This window comes from Cryptocyanus atlanticus LEGE 06306, from assembly GCF_056633155.1.
Map to the genome: position 1 here is coordinate 1 of NZ_JBSJOZ010000005.1, position 16656 is coordinate 16656.

Consider the following 16656-nt stretch of genomic DNA (forward strand, 5'->3'; position numbering starts at 1 on the left):
GGCGGGCTCTCGAGAGCCTCAAGGGCCCGGCGCCATCAGCCGGCAAAGCGGTCGGACGCGGGGCCGCTGACCCCCACATCCGCACGGAACAGTGCTCGGCAGAGCGGCCCGGACCAGAGGACCGGCGGAAGGACCCAGTCCATGAACCCAGCCCATGGGCGTTGATCAACAGCGCGGATCTAAGACGTGGATCCTTGCTACCGATGGCGCAGATTCCCGTCCGTCGGATTCAGCCTGTTCTTGCTCCTGCACCACCCGGACTGCGCGGCCGATTCCGGAGGTCCCGGCCGCTCGGATCAGGGGTAATCGAGCCCAGATTTGTATGACTGAATGGATGCAAAGCCGGTGATCGGACTTGAACCGACGACCTACTGATTACGAATCAGTTGCTCTACCACTGAGCTACACCGGCAACCTGGACAAATTAGCATCGAGGCGATCTCACGGCTTCAGCCGCATGCCCCCTTCCACGCCCCGGCCCCTCGATCCCGAACTGAGGGCGCGTCTTCTGCAGGAAGCGAAAACACCCTGGAGATCGCTCAGGCGGGCCCTCTGGTTCGCGCTCATGGCCTCCGGTGCGCTGGGTCTGGCCACCATGCTGATGCGTCTTTCGGCCGGTGGGGAGCTGGCTTCAGGGGACCTGATCATTCAGCTCGGGGCCTGCGGACTGTTCGGGACCCTGCTCTGGCGTGACCGCTGAGGCGCCCGCCTCGGATCCAGTCCCCTCATGCGAGGGCTGCGGCGGCTCCTTCAGGGGCTCGGGCAACAGCAGGGGCAGGCCGAGGCTGAGGCGCTCGGTGCTGGCCCGCTCCAGGCTCAGCGGGGTTGCCTGGGCCACGCTGGCCTCCGGGCGGGAGAGGAGCCACAGGGCCTGAACTGCCTGCTGCCATTGCCACAGCAGCAGGGCCACGACCGGTATGGCCAGCAGCAGCACCACGAGCCGGGATGGGCTGCCGAGGGGAGTGAGGGCGGCCAGCTCGGGGGCGAGGCCATCGAGGCTCCAGACCGCCGGGACCAGCAGCAGAGCCCCGCCGGCTCCGATGCCTTTGACCAGCAGGGGAGACTGCATCGCGCTGAGCCGCCGCTGCTGCTCGCGGCGGCCCCGGAGGGGTGTGCGCAGCAGCAGCAGGGACCAGATATCCGCCGGTCGGCGCCACAGGAGCACGGCAGGCAGAAGGCCGCCCAGACACCACAGCAGCAGCCGTTCGAGGCCGGGAGCCCGGCCCGGATCGGCACCGGCCAGGATCAGGGCAACGCCCAGACACTCAGCGGGGAGGGCCGCCAGCCCGAGCAGCTGGAGCCAGAGCAGCGGCTCACGGCGGGCGGTCACATCAGGTGCTCAGGGTGCGGCGCTGGTTGACCAGCCGGAACGCCTCGACGCGGTCGCCGTCCTGCCAGTTGGCGAAGCGGTCACAGCCGATGCCGCATTCGAAGCCGGTGGCCACCTCCTTGACGTCGTCCTTGTTGCGGCGGAGGGAGTCGAGATCGCCGTCGAAGACGACCTGCTTGCCCCGATGCACCCGAACCTTGCAGTTCCGCTGCAGCTTGCCGCTGGTCACGTAGCAGCCCGCCACCGCACTCTTGCCGATGGTGAACACGGCCCGCACCTCGGCTTCGCCCAGGGGTTCCTCCACCAGCTCCGGCTCCAGCAGGCCCTCCATCGCCAGCTGAATGTCCTCGAGCAGCTTGTAGATCACCTCGTAGTCGCGCACGTCGACACCGGTGGCGTCCGCTGCCCGTTTGGCCCCGGAGGCCATCGAGGTGTTGAATCCCACGATCACGGCGCCCGAGGCTGCGGCGAGGTCGACATCGGTTTCCGTGATCTCGCCGGGCGCCGAGAGCAGCACCCGCACCTGCACTTCGCCCTGGGGCAGTTGCTCGAGCGAACCGAGGATCGCCTCGACACTGCCCTGGACGTCGGCCTTGAGGATGAGGTTGAGCTCCTTCAGCTCCCCTTCGCTGGCCTGGCCGGACATCGAGGCCAGCGAGACCCGCCGGGAGGCCATCTGCTGGGCCAGCCGGGTGGCCCGGGCCTCGGTGGCCCGATCGCCCACCACGGCCCGGGCGGTCTTCTCGTCGGGGTAGACCTCGAACTCGTCGCCGGCGGTGGGCACCTCGCTGAAGCCCAGGGCCTCGACGGCGGCCGACGGGCCCGCCAGTTTGACGCGTTTGCCGGTGTCATCGACCATGGCCCGCACCTTGCCCAGCACGGGGCCGGCCGCCAGCACGTCGCCGGCCCGGAGGCTGCCGTTCTGGATCAGGAGCGTGGCCACGGGTCCCTTGGCCTTGTCGAGGTGGGCCTCGATCACGGTTCCCTTCGCCATCCGGTCGGGGTTGGCCTGGAGATCCTCCACCTCGGTGACCAGCAGGATCATCTCCAGCAGCTTGTCGATGTTCTCACCCTTGATGGCGCTCACCGGCACCATCACCGTGCTGCCGCCCCAGTCTTCGGCCACGAGTTCAAGGGCGGAGAGCTCCTGTTTGACCCGTTCGGGCTGGGCCCCTTCCTTGTCGATCTTATTGATCGCCACGATGATCGGCACCTCAGCGGCCCTGGCGTGGCTGATCGCCTCCAGGGTCTGGGGCCGCACGCCGTCATCGGCGGCCACCACGAGCACCGCCACGTCCGTGACCTTGGTGCCGCGGGCCCGCATGGCGGTGAAGGCTTCGTGGCCTGGGGTGTCCAGGAAGGTGATGCGGCGGCTCTCGCCGGCCTGGGGGATCGTCACCTGATAGGCCCCGATGTGCTGGGTGATGCCCCCCGCTTCTCCAGCCGCCACCCGCGTTTTGCGGATGGCATCGAGCAGGCTCGTCTTGCCGTGGTCCACGTGGCCCATCACGGTGACCACCGGTGGCCGTCGGATCAGGTGGGCCAGGTCACCCTCCTCGATCATGTCCACAGTCTTGCGGGCGGCCTCCTGGACGTCATCGGCCAGCACCGGAACGCCGAATTCCTCGGAAACCGTCTCGATCGTGGAGAGATCGACCGTCTGGGTGACGGTGGCGATGATGCCCTTGAAGAACAGGGATTTGATGATTTCGGAACTCTCGACACCGAGGCGATCGGCCAGCTCCTGCACCGTCAGGTTCCCCTCCGGCACGATCAGCATCTCGGGCCGGGTGGCCTTGGCCTCCCGGGCGGCGCGCAGTTCCATCGCCCGGCGGCGCTGACGCTGGCGGGTGGTTTCCTTCTTGCGCTTGCGCATCGCCACCACCGGCTTGGCGCCGGGGGCCGGCTGACGGGTGCGGGGTCTGGCGGGTCGGGCCAGGCTGGCCTGCAGCACCATCGCCTCATGCTCGCCGGCGAAACCGCTGGTTTCAGTGGTGAGGGCATCATCGTTCTCGCCGATGATGTGGACCTTCTGCCTCTGCTTCTGGGGAGACTTGCTCCGCAGAGCCTCCAGCTTGGCGCTGTCGTCCCATTCCGGCCGCCTGGCCCGGCCGGGGCCGGCGGCCTGGGGGGTGCGGAATCCGGGCCGCTTGGGTGGCGCCGGCGGGGTGGCTGTGGGGCGGGTCGGATCCCCGCCGGCTTCGCTGCGCTCCGGCCGGCGGGGCGGGGCCGCGATCGGTCGGCTGCCCGGTTTCTGGAGCTGCATCAGCTCCCCGGGGGCCACGGGCTTGCGCATCCCCTGGGGCATGCCACCGGGCCGGACCGGTGCTCCAGGCCTGCTGGGACCTCCGGGACCCGCCGCATCCCGCCAGATCGGTTTGCCGACCAGTTCCAGCGGACTGCGGGCCTGGGGCGGTCGGCCGCCCGGGGTGACGGGTCGCTGGGGAGCACCGGCGGGGCGCTGGCTCAGGGGCGCCCGGCCGGACGGGGGCGCCGGCCGGTTGCTGGTGCTGGGGGCCTGTCCGGGCTGGGGACGGCCGACCAACTGGGGCCGGCCGGCCCCGCCGGGGCCTGGCGGCCGTGTGGGCGCTCCCGGCCGCTGGGGCGGGGCCGGTCGGCTGGGAGGGGGAGTGCTGCTGCCGCGCGGAACCGGCCGGGGGCTGGTGCTGGGCCGGGGGCTGGTGGGGCCGGGAACCGGGGCGCCGGGCTTGCGGGCCGGTGGGGCCGGAGCCTTCGTGACGGCCGGGCTCGGTGCCGGAAGCGGGGGCCGGGCCGGCACCGGTTTGACCGGGGCGGCTGGTCTGGCCGGGGCCGCCGCGGGCCGGGCCGGTGTGGCTGACTGGCCCGCTCGGGCGGGGGGCGGTGACGCCGGCCTGGCGGCGGGGGGGGCTTCGGCGGCAGCTGCCGGGACCTGCGGCGGCTTCACGGCCGTGGGGGCCGGCGGCGGGGTGCGGCTCGACGCGGGCGCCGGCAGGGGCCGGGCGGGCTGGGGGATCGGCGCCTGGGCTTGGCCCGGGGCCGGAGGGGTTGGGGCGGCTTTCTTCACCGAGAGGATGACCTTGGCCGGCTCCGGTGGCGTCGCCGCGGGGGCCGGACGGACCGGCGCGGGGGGGATCGGCGCGGCCGCGACCGGCCTGGGCCCGGAGCTGCCGTTGGGGCGGATCAGGCGGCGGATGCGATCGGCTTCGTCGTCGCTGATCGAACTGCTGTGGCTCTTGACGGCAATGGAGAGTTTCTCGGCGGCGTCGAGCACGTCCTTGTTCTCCAGGCCAAGGTCCCGGGACAGCTCATAAATTCTGACTTTGCCGCTGCTGGTCATTCAGGTCTCCGATCGGTCGGGGCAACGGGTGCCGCCGGGCCCCACGCGCGGTGTGGCCACTGTTCATCTTGCCTCAGAGGCTGCGGCGAGAGGAGCCGCCGAGCCGTTGGTCCAAGGTCTGGTAAATGGAATCCTCGATCTGGCAGCGGAGGGCCTTCTGAAGACGCTTGCGGCGTCGGGCCTCCTCCAGGCACTCCTGCGTTGGGCAGAGGTAAGCCGAGCGCCCCATGCCCGCATCCAGGCTGATTCCCCCGTCGTGCCGGCGGATGATCCGCCAGAGCCGGGTCCGATCCTGCAGCTGGCGGCAGGAGACGCATCGCCGCAGAATCGGCCGGCTGCTCACCGGACCCCATCCGAGTCGACCTCGGCCCCGTCGTCCGCTCCGGCCTCCTCGAGATTGTCCGCCTCGGCGAAGGGGCCCGCCTCGGCGGGGGGCTCGATGGCCGGGTCCGCTGCGGAGGGATCGGAAGGCCCCTCCTCACCTCCCCCGGCTTCCTCCGGAGTGGCGGCGTCCTCGCTCCAGCTGGCCTCCCCATCGGCTTCAAAGCCGCCCTCCTCGTCGTCTTCGGGCAGGGGATAGAGCTCCCGCAGACGGGCATCCTCCTCGGCCCGGGCCGCCTGCTCCACCGCCAGCCGCGCTTCGGCCTCCGCCTGCTGCCGCTCATCCTCCACCCGCAGGGCGATCAGCTCCGCCGCCCTGGCGTCCTCGCTGATCTGGTCGTACTCCTGGGCGTTCTTGATGTCGATCTTCCAGCCGGTGAGCCGGGCGGCCAGCCGCACGTTCTGGCCCTCCCGGCCGATTGCCAGGCTGAGCATGTCCGGGGGAACCAGCACATGGGCGTGGTGCCCCTCGGGATCCACCAGCCGCACCATCTCCACCCGCGCCGGGCTGAGGGAATTGGCGATGTACTGGCCCGGGTCGGGCGACCAGCGGATCACATCGATCTTCTCGCCCCGCAGCTCGTTCACCACCTGCTGGATGCGGGAGCCCCGGGCGCCAATGCAGGCGCCCACCGGATCCACCTCCCGCTCGACGCTGTCGACGGCCACCTTGGTGCGTGGGCCCACGGCCCGCGAGGGCGGATTGGCCTCCCGGGCCACCGCCACGATCCGCACCGATCCCTCCTGGATCTCGGGCACCTCGTTCTCGAACAGGTACACCACCAAGCCGGCGTTGGCCCGGGAGACGAACAGCTGGGGACCCCTGCGGGGCACCTCGCTCACCTCCTTGAGGAACACCTTGAAGGTGGCGTTGGCCCGGTAGTTGTCATTGGGGAGCTGGTCGCGACGGGGCAGCTCGGCCTCCACCTCCGGCCGGCCCAGGCCGGAGCTGACAGCCATGATGATCGACTGGCGCTCGAAGCGGATCACCCGGGCGGTGAGCACCGGATCCTCCAGATCGGCGAACTCCTCCTGGATCATGCGCCGCTGCTGATCGCGCAGCTTCTGGGCCAGGACCTGCTTCGTGGTGGAGGCCGCCATCCGCCCGAAGTCGTCCTTCTCGGGGGTGACATCGAGCACCACCGTGTCGCCGATCTGGGCGTCTTCGGCCACCTGCTGCACTTCGGAGAGGGCGATCTGATGGTCTTCGCTCTCCACCTCATCAACGATGATCTTGGAGGCCAGCACCCGGTAGCCCTCCTCATCAAGGTCGAGGGCCACGTCGAAGTTGCTGAAGTAATCCTCCTCGAAGGGGTCTTCGCTGATGCCGAGGTAGAGGGTGCGGCGATAGCGCTCGTAGCCCTTGAGCAGGGCTTCCCGCAGGGCGGCTTCCACCACCTGGGCAGGTAGCTTCTTCTCCTCGCTGATGTCCTCGATCAGGTTCTGAAGGCCAGGGAGAAGAACGAGTGCCATCGAAATCGGTCGGGATGTGGAACAAGGGAAGGGGGAGGGACGGGATGCCTGGGGGGCTTACTCCGTCGGGGTGATGAGCCGAACGGCGATCACCTCATCCCGCGGGATCCGGCTGATGCGCCCGCGGATGTTCAGCTGCACGGTCCGCCCGTCCCGCTCGAGCAGGAGCCCTTCGCGCCGGCTTTCGCCACCCTTGGAGTCGCGGAGGCAGACCTCGACGGGGAACCCACGAAAACTGCGGAAGTCCCGGTCGTCGCTGAGCTCCTCGCCGATGCCGGGGCTGCTGACCTCCAGAACATACGACTCGGGCAGCAGGGCGCTGCCCTCGAGCTCCTCTCCCAGCCGAGTCGAGAAGGCCGCGCACTCGTCGAGGCTGACGTCGCCACCGTCGGCCCGGCGCAACTGCACGACCAGCGTGAGGGGCATCCGCTGCGTGTGGAGCTGCACACCGACGACGGCCAGACCGGAGCCTTCCGCCAGCGGAGTGGCGAGGTGCTGCAGCTCGGGAATCGGGGGGTGGGAAGGCACGACGAAGCGGAAGCGGGTCCTTAAGCCCGACCGGCTCCTGCAGAGAACTGCCCCCACCGGTGGCCTCACCCTCGGGTGAAGTGCACTGGACAATGGGGTGATGCCCGCCGGGCATGGGGTGGAGCGTAGAGGATCCCGGGTGAGAGCGTCCTCGCTCAGACCGGCAGACCACCGCCACCGACGGGGCCATCAGCCGGGAGATCGCCCACCTGGGGGGCGTCGAAGATTCCGAGACTCGGGGCCTCGCCATAGAAGTCGTCGGGATCCACCTCGCCCCGCAGCACCGGATCCTGATTCAGGCAACGCTGGGGCTCCTTGACGTACTGACAGACCCGGGCCCACAGCTTGGCCCGGGTTCCCGCCGCCCCCTGGCTGAACAGCACCCGATCCTTCCCCCCGACCATCGCCTGGATCTCCACCTGGCAGAGGCTGCACCGGAGGATCGATCCAGGTGTTGTCGAGGCCATGGGCTCGCCGCGCTGTTGCGGCAACTTAGGGTGGAGAAACAGACCGTGGACCTGTCTGTTGCAAGCCCTTCAAGAGCGCCAGCCTGGGGGCAACCGGCCGGCCGGCCACGACCAGCGGGAGCTGGATTCGGGGGGCAAACCGTTCCGGCTGCTCCAGCTCAGCGATCCCCACCTGCTGGGGGATCCGGATGGCCGCCACCGGGGCCGCCAGCCCCTCACCGAATTCCGTCATGGCCTGGCCCAGGCCAGGGGCCAGCTTCCAGCGGCCCCCGACCTGCTCCTGATCAGCGGGGATCTCTGTCAGGACGAAGGCCTCTCCGGCTACGCCCGGCTGAGGGAGGCTCTGGCCGACTGGGACAGTCCCCTGGCCCTGCTCCCCGGCAACCACGACCACCCGGCGCTGCTGGCCGCGGCCCTGGGTCGCCGCGCCACCCTCGCACCGGCGGAGCTGCGCTGGGGTCCCTGGCGGATCCTGCTGCTCTCCAGTCACCGGCCAGCCCAGCTGGCCGGCTGGCTCGGAGCCAGCCAGCTCGACTGGCTGGCTCAGTGTCTGAGCAGGTCCGACGGACCCGTGCTGGTGGTGCTCCACCACCCGCCGCTGCCGATCGGCGATCCGCACTTCGATGCCATCGGCCTGCGCGACGCCCCCGCCCTGCTGGAGCTGCTGGCGAGGTGCCCCGATCTGGAGGCCGTCCTCTGCGGCCACGTGCATCAGCACTGGCGCGGCCCGCTGCCGGGGCGGCCCGATGTGCCGCTGCTGGCCTGTCCGTCCACGCTCTGCGCCTTCCCGGCGGTCCAGCCCTGTCCCCTGGGCCGGCCGGAGGATCCTGGCGGGCGCTGGCTTGAGCTGGAGGCCGATGGCCACTGGCGCCAGGGCCTGCTGCGGTGGTCTCCGGCCCTCGGGAAGGGGGCGAAAGCCGGTCGGACTGATTAGCCTCCCAGCCATGCCAAGCCACGCCCCGATCCGGGCCTTCCGATCCAGTCCGAACCCGCCGGCCCGGTCCGCCGCCCGTCTCCTGGCGGCGCTGTTGGCGGTGCTGCTCTCCGCGGCCCTGCCCCAGCCGGCCCTGGCTGGGGGCCCTGGCGAGCCGGGCTCCCCTGCTCCGGCCCGCGCCGCCGCGTTGGCGCCCTCCGAGCAGCCGATCCCAGCCCACAGTTTCGTGGCCGCCGCGGCCCGCCGGGTCGGGCCCGCCGTGGTCCGCATCGACACCGAGCGCAGTGTTGCCCGTCAGGCCTTCGATCCGGCCCTGCTCGATCCCCTGCTGCGAGATCTGTTCGGCGACCCCTCCGGCAGCAGCCGGGAGCGGGGCCAGGGCTCCGGAGTGGTGATCGATGCCGCCGGGTTGGTGCTCACCAACGCCCACGTTGTCGATCGGGCCGATCGGGTGGAGGTCACCCTGGCCGACGGCCGCCAGCTTGACGGCACGGTCGTCGGCGCTGACCCCGTCACCGATCTGGCGGTGGTGCGCATTCCGGCCCAGTCTGATCTCCAGGCCGCCAGCCTGGGCGACTCGGAGCGTCTCGATGTGGGTGACTGGGCGATTGCCCTCGGCAGCCCCTACGGCCTGGAACGCACCGTCACCCTCGGCATCGTCAGCAGCCTCCACCGGGACATCAACAGCCTCGGTTTCGCCGACAAACGGCTCGATCTGATCCAGACCGACGCCGCCATCAACCCCGGTAATTCGGGTGGCCCGCTGATCAACGCCACCGGCGAGGTGATCGGCATCAACACCCTGGTGCGCTCGGGCCCCGGAGCCGGCCTGGGCTTTGCGATCCCAATCAACCTCGCCCGCCGGGTGGCCGATCAGCTGCGTGACGGTGGCGAGGTGGTCCATCCCTACCTCGGACTCCAGCTGGTGCCGCTGACCGCCCGCCGGGCCCGCGACAACAACCGTGACCCTGACGCCGTGCTCCAGCTCCCGGAGCGGGACGGTGCCCTGGTGCAGCGCGTGCTGCCCGACAGCCCTGCCGAAGCCGCCGGCCTGCGCCGCGGGGATCTGGTGGTGGCTGCCGCCGGCCAGCCCGTGCGGGATCCGTCCAGTCTGTTGCAGCGGGTGGAAGTGTCCCGGGTGGGCGAGACCCTGCCCTTGAAGGTGGTGCGTGGCCCCCGCGAACTGCAGCTCTCGATCCGTCCCGCCGCCCTGCCCCACCCGGCCTGATCCCGCCGGCCGTTCGCTTGCTACGGTCGCGGCCCCGACCTGGGCAGCAATGGCCGATCTGCAGGACCGCATGAAGCTCGCGGTGGCCGTGGCGGCCGTCGACCAGATCCGCCCGGGCATGGTCCTCGGCCTGGGCTCCGGATCCACCGCGGCCTTGATGATCCAGGAGCTGGGCGCCAGGTTGCGCCGCGGGCAGCTGAGCGACATCGTCGCGGTGACCACCTCCTTTCAGGGTGAGGTGCTGGCGGCCGAACTCGGCATTCCGCTGCGGAGCCTCAATGCCGTGGAGCGGATCGATCTGGCCATCGATGGCGCCGACGAGGTGGATCCTGCCTTCCAGCTGATCAAGGGGGGCGGGGCCTGCCATGTGCAGGAGAAGCTGGTGGCGCGCCGGGCGGAGCGATTCGTGGTGGTGGTGGATGCCAGCAAGCTGGTGGAGCGCCTCAATCTGGCTTTCCTGCTGCCGGTGGAGGTGATTCCGGGCGCCTGGCGCCAGGTCAAGGGTGATCTCGAAGCGCTGGGGGCGACGGCCCAGCTGCGCATGGCGGTGCGCAAGGCCGGCCCCGTGGTGACCGATCAGGGCAACCTGGTGCTGGATCTGGGCGTTTCCGGTGGGATCGCCGATCCCGCCGGGCTCGAAGCCGCGATCAACAACCTGCCCGGGGTGCTCGAGAACGGGCTGTTCGTGAACCTGGCCGACCAGGTGCTGGTCGGGGAGATCGTGGACGGCGACCCACGGGTGAGGGACCTTGAGCGGCGCTGAGCCCGCCGGGCCGTCCAGATCCCGGCCGGAGCTCAGTCCATCCGCCGCCGCACCGACTCCGCATGGCTGTGCAGGCCCTCACTGGCGGCCAGGGTGATCACCGCGGCGCCGGTGGCTTCCAGGGCCCGGCGATTGAAGGCGATCAGGCTGGTGTGCCGCATGAAGGTCTCGACGCTGAGGGCCCCGGAGAACCGGGCGGTGCCGGAGGTGGGCAGGGTGTGGTTGGGGCCGGCCAGGTAGTCGCCCACCGCTTCGGGGCTCCAGGGGCCGAGGAAGATCGCCCCGGCATGTTCGATCTGTCCGGCCAGGGGCTCGGGCCGCTCCACCAGCAGCTCCAGGTGCTCCGGGGCGAAGCGATCACTGAGGCACACCGCCTCCTCAAGCGACGGGCAGTGGACGATCAACCCCCAGTCCCGCAGGGCGGCTCGGCTCAGTTCCGCCCGGGGGTGATGGCGCAGCTGCTCCTCCAGGGCCAGGGGAACAGCACGCACCAGCTCGGCGCTGGTGGTGATCAAGATGGCGGCGGCGAGAGGGTCGTGCTCGGCCTGGGCGAGCAGATCGGCAGCCACGTGGGCCGCATCGGCGCTGTGGTCGGCGATCACCAGCACCTCGCTCGGACCGGCCAGGGAATCGATCCCCACCTGTCCGTAGACGGCTTTCTTGGCCAGGGTCACGTAGAGATTGCCGGGGCCGCTGATCACATCCACCCGTGGAATCGATTCCGTGCCGTAGGCCAGGGCGGCGATCGCCTGGGCCCCACCCACCCGGTAGATCTCCTCCACGCCGGCCAGGTGGGCAGCGGCCAGCACGGTGGGGCTGGGCTGCCCTTCCGGGCCGGGTGGCGTCACCATCACCACTCGTTTCACGCCGGCCACCTTGGCCGGCACCGCGTTCATCAGCACCGTGCTGGGGTAGGAGGCACGGCCCCCGGGGATGTACAGACCCGCCCGCTCCACCGGCCGCCAGCGGCGTCCCAGCCGCTCCCCATGCACGCCGGTCACCGCCAGGTCCTGGGGTTTCTGCCGCTGGTGAAAGTCAAGAATCCGCCGGTGAGCCAGCTCCAGGGCCGCCCGCAGATCGCTGGGGCACGCAGCCCAGGCCCGGACCAGGTCCTCGGGGGGAATCCGCAGCGGATCCGGCCGCACCCCGTCGAAGCGTTCGCTGAACGTCAGCAGGGCCCGGTCGCCCTGCTGACGCACCTCCGCCAGAATCGCCCCGACCCGCTCCGCCGCCTCCAGGTTGGCCTGGCCGTCGGTCCGCGAGGCGATGGCGTCGAGTCGCTGGCCGGCCAGCTCCAGGTCGTCAAGCACTCCGATGCAGAGGGCGGCGGGGGTGTCACTGAGAAGGTTGGGCACGGCTGGTCAGGGCGGCGGGGGCGGGGCCCGTCGCGGCAAGGTGCCAAGGCTAGATCCGTGCGGGGGGTGAGCCGAGCGGGCAGGGAGAGCGGTAAGATCGCCCACTGCCTACTCAGCGCCGATTCCGCCTGTGGCCAATAACACGTCTTCGAAGAAGCGCATCCAGATTGCCGAGCGCAACTGGCTGCACAACCGGTCCTACAAGGCCGCTGTGCGCACCCTGATGAAGCGCTGCTTCAGCGCCGTTACGGCCTATGCCCAGGCCCCGGACGACGATGGCAAAGCCGCGGTTCAGACCAGCCTCAATGCGGCCTTCAGCAAGATCGACAAGGCCGTCAAGCGCGGAGTGCTCCATCGCAACACCGGCGCCAATCAGAAATCCCGCCTCAGCGCGGCGGTGAAACGGGCCATCGAACCGGCCGCCTGAGCCCCAGCCCGTTCCCCTTCGCTGCACGAGCGGATCCTCCCCCTTCTGCCATGGCAGCCCTGAATCCGTCCCCGACGGAGGTTCCTTTGCCCCCACCGGCTCTGGTCGACAGCCACTGCCACATCGTCTTCGACAGCTTCGAGGCCGATCTTGAGGCGGTGGCCAGCCGCTGGCGTTCCGCCGGAGTTGTGGCCCTGATGCATGCCTGTGTGGAGCCGGGAGAGATCCCTTCGATTCGCAGGCTGGCCGACCGGTTTCCGGAACTCCGCTATTCGGTGGGGGTGCATCCGCTGGACCGCGGCCACTGGCAGACGGACACCCCCGGGATCCTCAGGGAGGCCGCCCGATCCGATCAGCGGGTCGTGGCCATCGGGGAGCTGGGACTCGACCTCTATCGGGAGTCGAACCTCGAGGAGCAGCTCGCCATGCTTCGTCCCCAGCTGGATCTGGCGGTGGAGCTGGATCTGCCGGTGATCATCCATTGCCGCGACGCCGCCGAGCCCATGCTCACCGAGCTGCGTCACCGGCACGGCCAGGGGCGCTGCCCGCGGGGCGTGATGCATTGCTGGGGGGGGACACCCGAGGAGATGGATGCTTTCCTGACGCTGGGGATGTTCATCAGTTTCAGCGGCACGGTCACCTTCCCGAAGGCCTCCGATACCCATGCCTGTGCCCGCCAGGTGCCGGCCGATCGCTACCTGGTGGAAACGGACTGCCCCTTCCTGGCCCCCGTGCCCCGGCGGGGCCAGCGCAATGAGCCCGCCTTCGTGGCGGCGGTGGCCCAGCGGGTGGCCGATCTGCGCGGGGAATCTCTGGGGGACGTGGCTGCCGCCTCGACGGCCAACGCGGTAACCCTTTTCGGGCTTCCAGGGCCAGCGATTGACAAGAGTGTATGATGTTTTATTGGTCTGGCAGCGTGAGCGCTCCATTGTCGACGTCGGCACTTTCGAGGCGAGTTCCATCGGCGTGAACGACGCAGTCGCCGCTCCCCCCGGCGGGGGCGGCTGTTTCCGTGAGTTCGGCTGCCCGCTGGGCAGCTCCCGGTGGCCGGCGGCAGATCAGATAGCCGTCCCAGTCCATGCCCCCCTCAACCCGTTCCTGCAGGTTCCCGCATGAGCAGCGCGATCCAGGTCGCCAAGACCGTCAAGACCGCCACGTACCTGCCCGACCTGGTGGAGGTGCAGCGGGCCAGTTTCAAATGGTTCCTGGAGAAAGGTCTGATCGAGGAGCTCGACAGCTTCTCCCCGATCACCGATTACACGGGCAAGCTGGAGCTGCACTTCGTTGGCACTGAGTATCGCCTGAAGCGTCCACGTCATGACGTGGAGGAAGCGAAGCGGCGGGATGCCACCTTTGCCTCCCAGATGTATGTGACCTGCCGGCTGGTCAACAAGGAAACCGGCGAGATCAAGGAGCAGGAGGTGTTCATCGGGGAGCTTCCTTTGATGACTGAACGCGGCACCTTCATCATCAACGGCGCCGAGCGTGTGATCGTCAATCAGATCGTTCGTTCTCCTGGGGTCTACTTCAAGGATGAGCAGGACAAGAACGGCCGAAAGACGTTCAATGCCAGCCTGATTCCCAACCGGGGTGCCTGGCTGAAATTCGAAACTGACAAGAACGATCTCCTGCACGTCCGAGTCGACAAGACCCGCAAGATCAATGCCCATGTCTTGATGCGTGCCATCGGTCTGTCCGACAATGACGTGCTTGATAAGTTGCGGCATCCTGAATACTACCGAAAGTCGATCGAGGCCGCCAACGATGAGGGCATTTCCTCCGAAGATCAAGCCCTGCTTGAGCTCTACAAGAAGTTGAGGCCTGGTGAACCCCCTTCAGTCAGCGGCGGCCAGCAGCTGCTGAACAGCCGTTTCTTCGATCCCAAGCGCTACGACCTTGGGCGCGTCGGTCGCTATAAGATCAACAAGAAACTGCGGCTCACCATCCCCGATTCTGTGCGCACCCTCACCTCTGAGGATGTGCTCTCCACGATTGATTATCTGATCAATCTTGAGCTTGATGTGGGCGGCGCCTCCCTCGACGACATCGACCACCTAGGCAACCGCCGGGTGCGCTCGGTCGGCGAATTGCTCCAGAATCAGGTGCGGGTCGGCCTCAATCGGCTTGAGCGAATCATCAAAGAGCGGATGACGGTGGGCGAAACCGAATCGCTCACCCCTGCCCAGTTGGTGAATCCCAAGCCCCTGGTGGCGGCGATCAAGGAGTTCTTCGGCTCCAGCCAGCTAAGCCAGTTCATGGATCAGACTAATCCCCTGGCCGAGCTCACCCACAAGCGACGCATCAGTGCCCTCGGTCCCGGTGGTCTCACCCGGGAGCGTGCCGGTTTCGCCGTCCGCGACATCCACCCCTCCCACTACGGGCGGATCTGCCCGATCGAAACCCCTGAAGGTCCCAACGCCGGCCTGATCGGCTCCCTCGCCACCCATGCCCGGGTCAACGAATACGGCTTCATCGAAACCCCGTTCTGGAGGGTGGAAGGTGGCATCGTGCTCAAACAGGGTGATCCCATCTATCTCTCCGCTGACCTGGAGGACGAATGCCGGGTTGCCCCCGGTGACGTGGCCACCGATGGCGAAGGCCGGATCACGGCCGAGCTGGTGCCGGTGCGTTACCGACAGGATTTCGAGAAGGTCCCACCGGAGCAGGTGGATTACGTCCAGCTTTCGCCGGTGCAGGTGATCTCGGTGGCCACCTCGTTGATTCCCTTCCTCGAGCACGATGATGCCAACCGAGCCCTGATGGGCTCGAACATGCAACGCCAGGCGGTCCCGCTGCTGCGGCCCGAGCGCCCGCTCGTGGGCACGGGCCTGGAAACCCAGGTTGCCCGCGATTCGGGCATGGTGCCGATCACCCGGGTCAACGGCATGGTCACCTTCGTTGATGCCACGGCGATCGTGATCCGCGATGAGAAAGGCACAGACCATGTGCATCACCTTCAGAAGTATCAGCGCTCCAACCAGGACACCTGCCTTAACCAGCGTCCAATCGTGCGGCAAGGCGATGAGGTGATCGCCGGTCAGGTTCTGGCCAATGGCTCGGCCTGTGAGGGGGGGGAAATTGCCCTGGGCCAGAATGTGCTGATTGCTTATATGCCCTGGGAAGGCTACAACTATGAAGACGCCATTCTCGTGAGTGAGCGCCTCGTCCAGGATGACCTCTACACCTCGGTGCATATCGAGAAGTACGAGATCGAAGCCCGCCAGACCAAGCTGGGCCCGGAGGAAATCACCCGAGAGATTCCCAATGTTGCTGAGGAAACCCTGGGCAACCTCGATGAGATGGGGATCATCCGCATCGGCGCCTATGTGGAGTCAGGCGACATCCTGGTGGGCAAGGTCACCCCGAAAGGGGAATCGGACCAGCCGCCCGAAGAGAAGCTGCTGCGGGCCATCTTCGGTGAAAAGGCTCGCGACGTGCGCGACAACTCCCTCCGTGTGCCCAGCACCGAGCGCGGCCGGGTGGTGGACGTGCGGATCTACACCCGGGAGCAGGGAGACGAACTTCCCCCCGGGGCGAACATGGTCGTGCGGGTCTATGTGGCCCAGCGGCGCAAGATCCAGGTGGGTGACAAGATGGCCGGCCGCCACGGCAACAAGGGCATCATCAGCCGCATTCTTCCCCGCGAGGACATGCCCTATCTGCCCGACGGCACCCCGATCGACATCGTGCTCAACCCCCTCGGGGTGCCGTCACGGATGAATGTGGGTCAGGTGTTTGAGTGCCTGATGGGCTGGGCTTCCTCCCATCTCGGCTGCCGGGTCAAGGTGGTGCCGTTCGATGAGATGCACGGCAACGAAACCTCCAAGAACACGGTCCAGAAGTATCTGGAGGAGGCCTCTGCCCTTCCCGGCAAGGACTGGGTCTACGACCCGGCCAACCCCGGCAAGATCCAGCTCGTGGATGGCCGCACCGGCGAGGCCTTCGACCAGCCGGTCACGGTCGGCTATGCCCACATCCTCAAGCTGGTGCACCTGGTGGATGACAAGATCCACGCCCGCTCCACCGGCCCCTACTCCCTCGTCACCCAGCAACCCCTGGGCGGGAAGGCCCAGCAGGGTGGCCAGCGGCTCGGAGAGATGGAGGTCTGGGCCCTTGAGGCCTATGGCGCCGCCTACACCCTGCAGGAGCTGCTCACGGTCAAGTCCGACGACATGCAGGGCCGCAACGAGGCCCTGAACGCCATTGTCAAGGGCAAGCCGATCCCCCGCCCCGGCACGCCGGAGTCGTTCAAGGTGCTGATGCGCGAGCTGCAGTCCCTGGGGCTCGACATCGCGGTCTACACCGACGCCGGCGATGAGGTGGACCTGATGCAGGACGTCAATCCGCGGCGCAGCACCCCGAACCGTCCAACCTACGAATCTCTCGGCGTCGCGGACTACGACGACGACTGAACCCGCTGCCCGTTCCGTTCCGTTTCCCTAGACGTCCGC

Annotated in this window: 14 protein-coding genes and 1 tRNA gene; 7 read left to right on the top strand and 8 right to left on the bottom strand. The window is 68.6% G+C overall.

Going from position 1 to position 16656, the window contains the following annotated elements:
• Positions 1-340: 340 nt before the first annotated feature.
• Positions 341-412, bottom strand: a tRNA-Thr gene (locus tag ACWJI7_RS06860).
• A 45-nt stretch (positions 413-457) separates the two neighbouring features.
• Here ACWJI7_RS06860 and ACWJI7_RS06865 point away from each other — a divergent pair.
• The gene (locus ACWJI7_RS06865; protein WP_479936492.1) at positions 458-700 is read left to right on the top strand and encodes a DUF3493 domain-containing protein; all 243 of its coding nucleotides are present in this window, start codon (positions 458-460) and stop codon (positions 698-700) included.
• Here the strand turns inward: ACWJI7_RS06865 and ACWJI7_RS06870 are convergent.
• The 6 genes from ACWJI7_RS06870 to nblD form a co-directional block, all read right to left on the bottom strand.
• Positions 632-1330 (bottom strand): low-complexity tail membrane protein, encoded by a 699-nt coding sequence (locus tag ACWJI7_RS06870; RefSeq protein WP_479936494.1) that lies wholly within the window; start codon positions 1328-1330, stop codon positions 632-634. The two genes, ACWJI7_RS06865 and ACWJI7_RS06870, sit on opposite strands and share 69 nt — an antisense overlap.
• Before the next feature lies 1 nt (position 1331).
• The gene (infB, locus tag ACWJI7_RS06875; protein WP_479936496.1) at positions 1332-4649 is read right to left on the bottom strand and encodes a translation initiation factor IF-2; all 3318 of its coding nucleotides are present in this window, start codon (positions 4647-4649) and stop codon (positions 1332-1334) included.
• 73 nt (positions 4650-4722) lie between these two features.
• On the bottom strand, positions 4723-4992 hold the full coding sequence (locus ACWJI7_RS06880) for a YlxR family protein (protein WP_479936498.1): 270 nt from the start codon (positions 4990-4992) through the stop codon (positions 4723-4725).
• Complete coding sequence (gene nusA, locus ACWJI7_RS06885; RefSeq protein ID WP_479936499.1) at positions 4989-6503, bottom strand: transcription termination factor NusA; 1515 nt, start codon at positions 6501-6503, stop codon at positions 4989-4991. Before nusA ends, ACWJI7_RS06880 begins: the two co-directional genes overlap by 4 nt.
• A gap of 57 nt (positions 6504-6560) precedes the next feature.
• Positions 6561-7031: an LSm family protein gene (locus tag ACWJI7_RS06890; RefSeq protein WP_479936500.1), complete on the bottom strand. Its 471-nt coding sequence runs from the start codon at positions 7029-7031 to the stop codon at positions 6561-6563.
• A 155-nt stretch (positions 7032-7186) separates the two neighbouring features.
• Entirely contained in the window at positions 7187-7498 is a 312-nt protein-coding gene (gene nblD / locus ACWJI7_RS06895) for an NblD family protein (protein WP_479936502.1), read from the bottom strand.
• Between the two features lie 121 nt (positions 7499-7619).
• Between nblD and ACWJI7_RS06900 the strand changes: the two genes are divergently transcribed.
• From ACWJI7_RS06900 to rpiA, 3 genes are read left to right on the top strand one after another with little or no spacing between them, the layout of a single operon-like run.
• Positions 7620-8432 carry a metallophosphoesterase gene (locus tag ACWJI7_RS06900; protein ID WP_479936900.1) on the top strand — a complete coding sequence of 271 codons (813 nt, stop codon included), beginning with the start codon at positions 7620-7622 and terminating at the stop codon, positions 8430-8432.
• Positions 8433-8442: 10 nt separating this feature from the next.
• Entirely contained in the window at positions 8443-9660 is a 1218-nt protein-coding gene (locus tag ACWJI7_RS06905) for a trypsin-like peptidase domain-containing protein (RefSeq protein WP_479936504.1), read from the top strand.
• A 49-nt stretch (positions 9661-9709) separates the two neighbouring features.
• A complete protein-coding gene (gene rpiA / locus ACWJI7_RS06910) occupies positions 9710-10423 on the top strand; it encodes a ribose-5-phosphate isomerase RpiA (protein ID WP_479936506.1) in 714 nt (237 codons plus the stop codon).
• Positions 10424-10455: 32 nt separating this feature from the next.
• Here rpiA and hisD read toward each other — a convergent pair whose 3' ends face one another.
• Entirely contained in the window at positions 10456-11778 is a 1323-nt protein-coding gene (gene hisD / locus ACWJI7_RS06915) for a histidinol dehydrogenase (RefSeq protein ID WP_479936508.1), read from the bottom strand.
• A gap of 130 nt (positions 11779-11908) precedes the next feature.
• Here hisD and rpsT point away from each other — a divergent pair, with 130 nt between their 5' ends.
• The 3 genes from rpsT (at position 11909) to rpoB (ending at position 16617) form a co-directional block, all read left to right on the top strand.
• Complete coding sequence (rpsT, locus tag ACWJI7_RS06920) at positions 11909-12205, top strand: 30S ribosomal protein S20 (RefSeq protein WP_479936509.1); 297 nt, start codon at positions 11909-11911, stop codon at positions 12203-12205.
• A 50-nt stretch (positions 12206-12255) separates the two neighbouring features.
• Complete coding sequence (locus tag ACWJI7_RS06925) at positions 12256-13101, top strand: TatD family hydrolase (protein WP_479936511.1); 846 nt, start codon at positions 12256-12258, stop codon at positions 13099-13101.
• Between the two features lie 216 nt (positions 13102-13317).
• Positions 13318-16617, top strand: a complete 3300-nt coding sequence (gene rpoB, locus ACWJI7_RS06930; RefSeq protein ID WP_479936513.1) for a DNA-directed RNA polymerase subunit beta — start codon at positions 13318-13320, stop codon at positions 16615-16617.
• Positions 16618-16656 lie beyond the last annotated feature (39 nt).

Excerpts from the sequence above, each read along its gene's own strand:
- ACWJI7_RS06865 (WP_479936492.1), top strand. The coding sequence starts at position 458 with ATGCCCCCTTCCACGCCCCGGCCCCTCGATCCCGAACTGAGGGCGCGT.
- infB (WP_479936496.1), bottom strand. The coding sequence starts at position 4,649 with ATGACCAGCAGCGGCAAAGTCAGAATTTATGAGCTGTCCCGGGACCTT.
- nusA (WP_479936499.1), bottom strand. The coding sequence starts at position 6,503 with ATGGCACTCGTTCTTCTCCCTGGCCTTCAGAACCTGATCGAGGACATC.
- nblD (WP_479936502.1), bottom strand. The coding sequence starts at position 7,498 with ATGGCCTCGACAACACCTGGATCGATCCTCCGGTGCAGCCTCTGCCAG.
- ACWJI7_RS06905 (WP_479936504.1), top strand. The coding sequence starts at position 8,443 with ATGCCAAGCCACGCCCCGATCCGGGCCTTCCGATCCAGTCCGAACCCG.
- rpiA (WP_479936506.1), top strand. The coding sequence starts at position 9,710 with ATGGCCGATCTGCAGGACCGCATGAAGCTCGCGGTGGCCGTGGCGGCC.
- ACWJI7_RS06925 (WP_479936511.1), top strand. The coding sequence starts at position 12,256 with ATGGCAGCCCTGAATCCGTCCCCGACGGAGGTTCCTTTGCCCCCACCG.
- rpoB (WP_479936513.1), top strand. The coding sequence starts at position 13,318 with ATGAGCAGCGCGATCCAGGTCGCCAAGACCGTCAAGACCGCCACGTAC.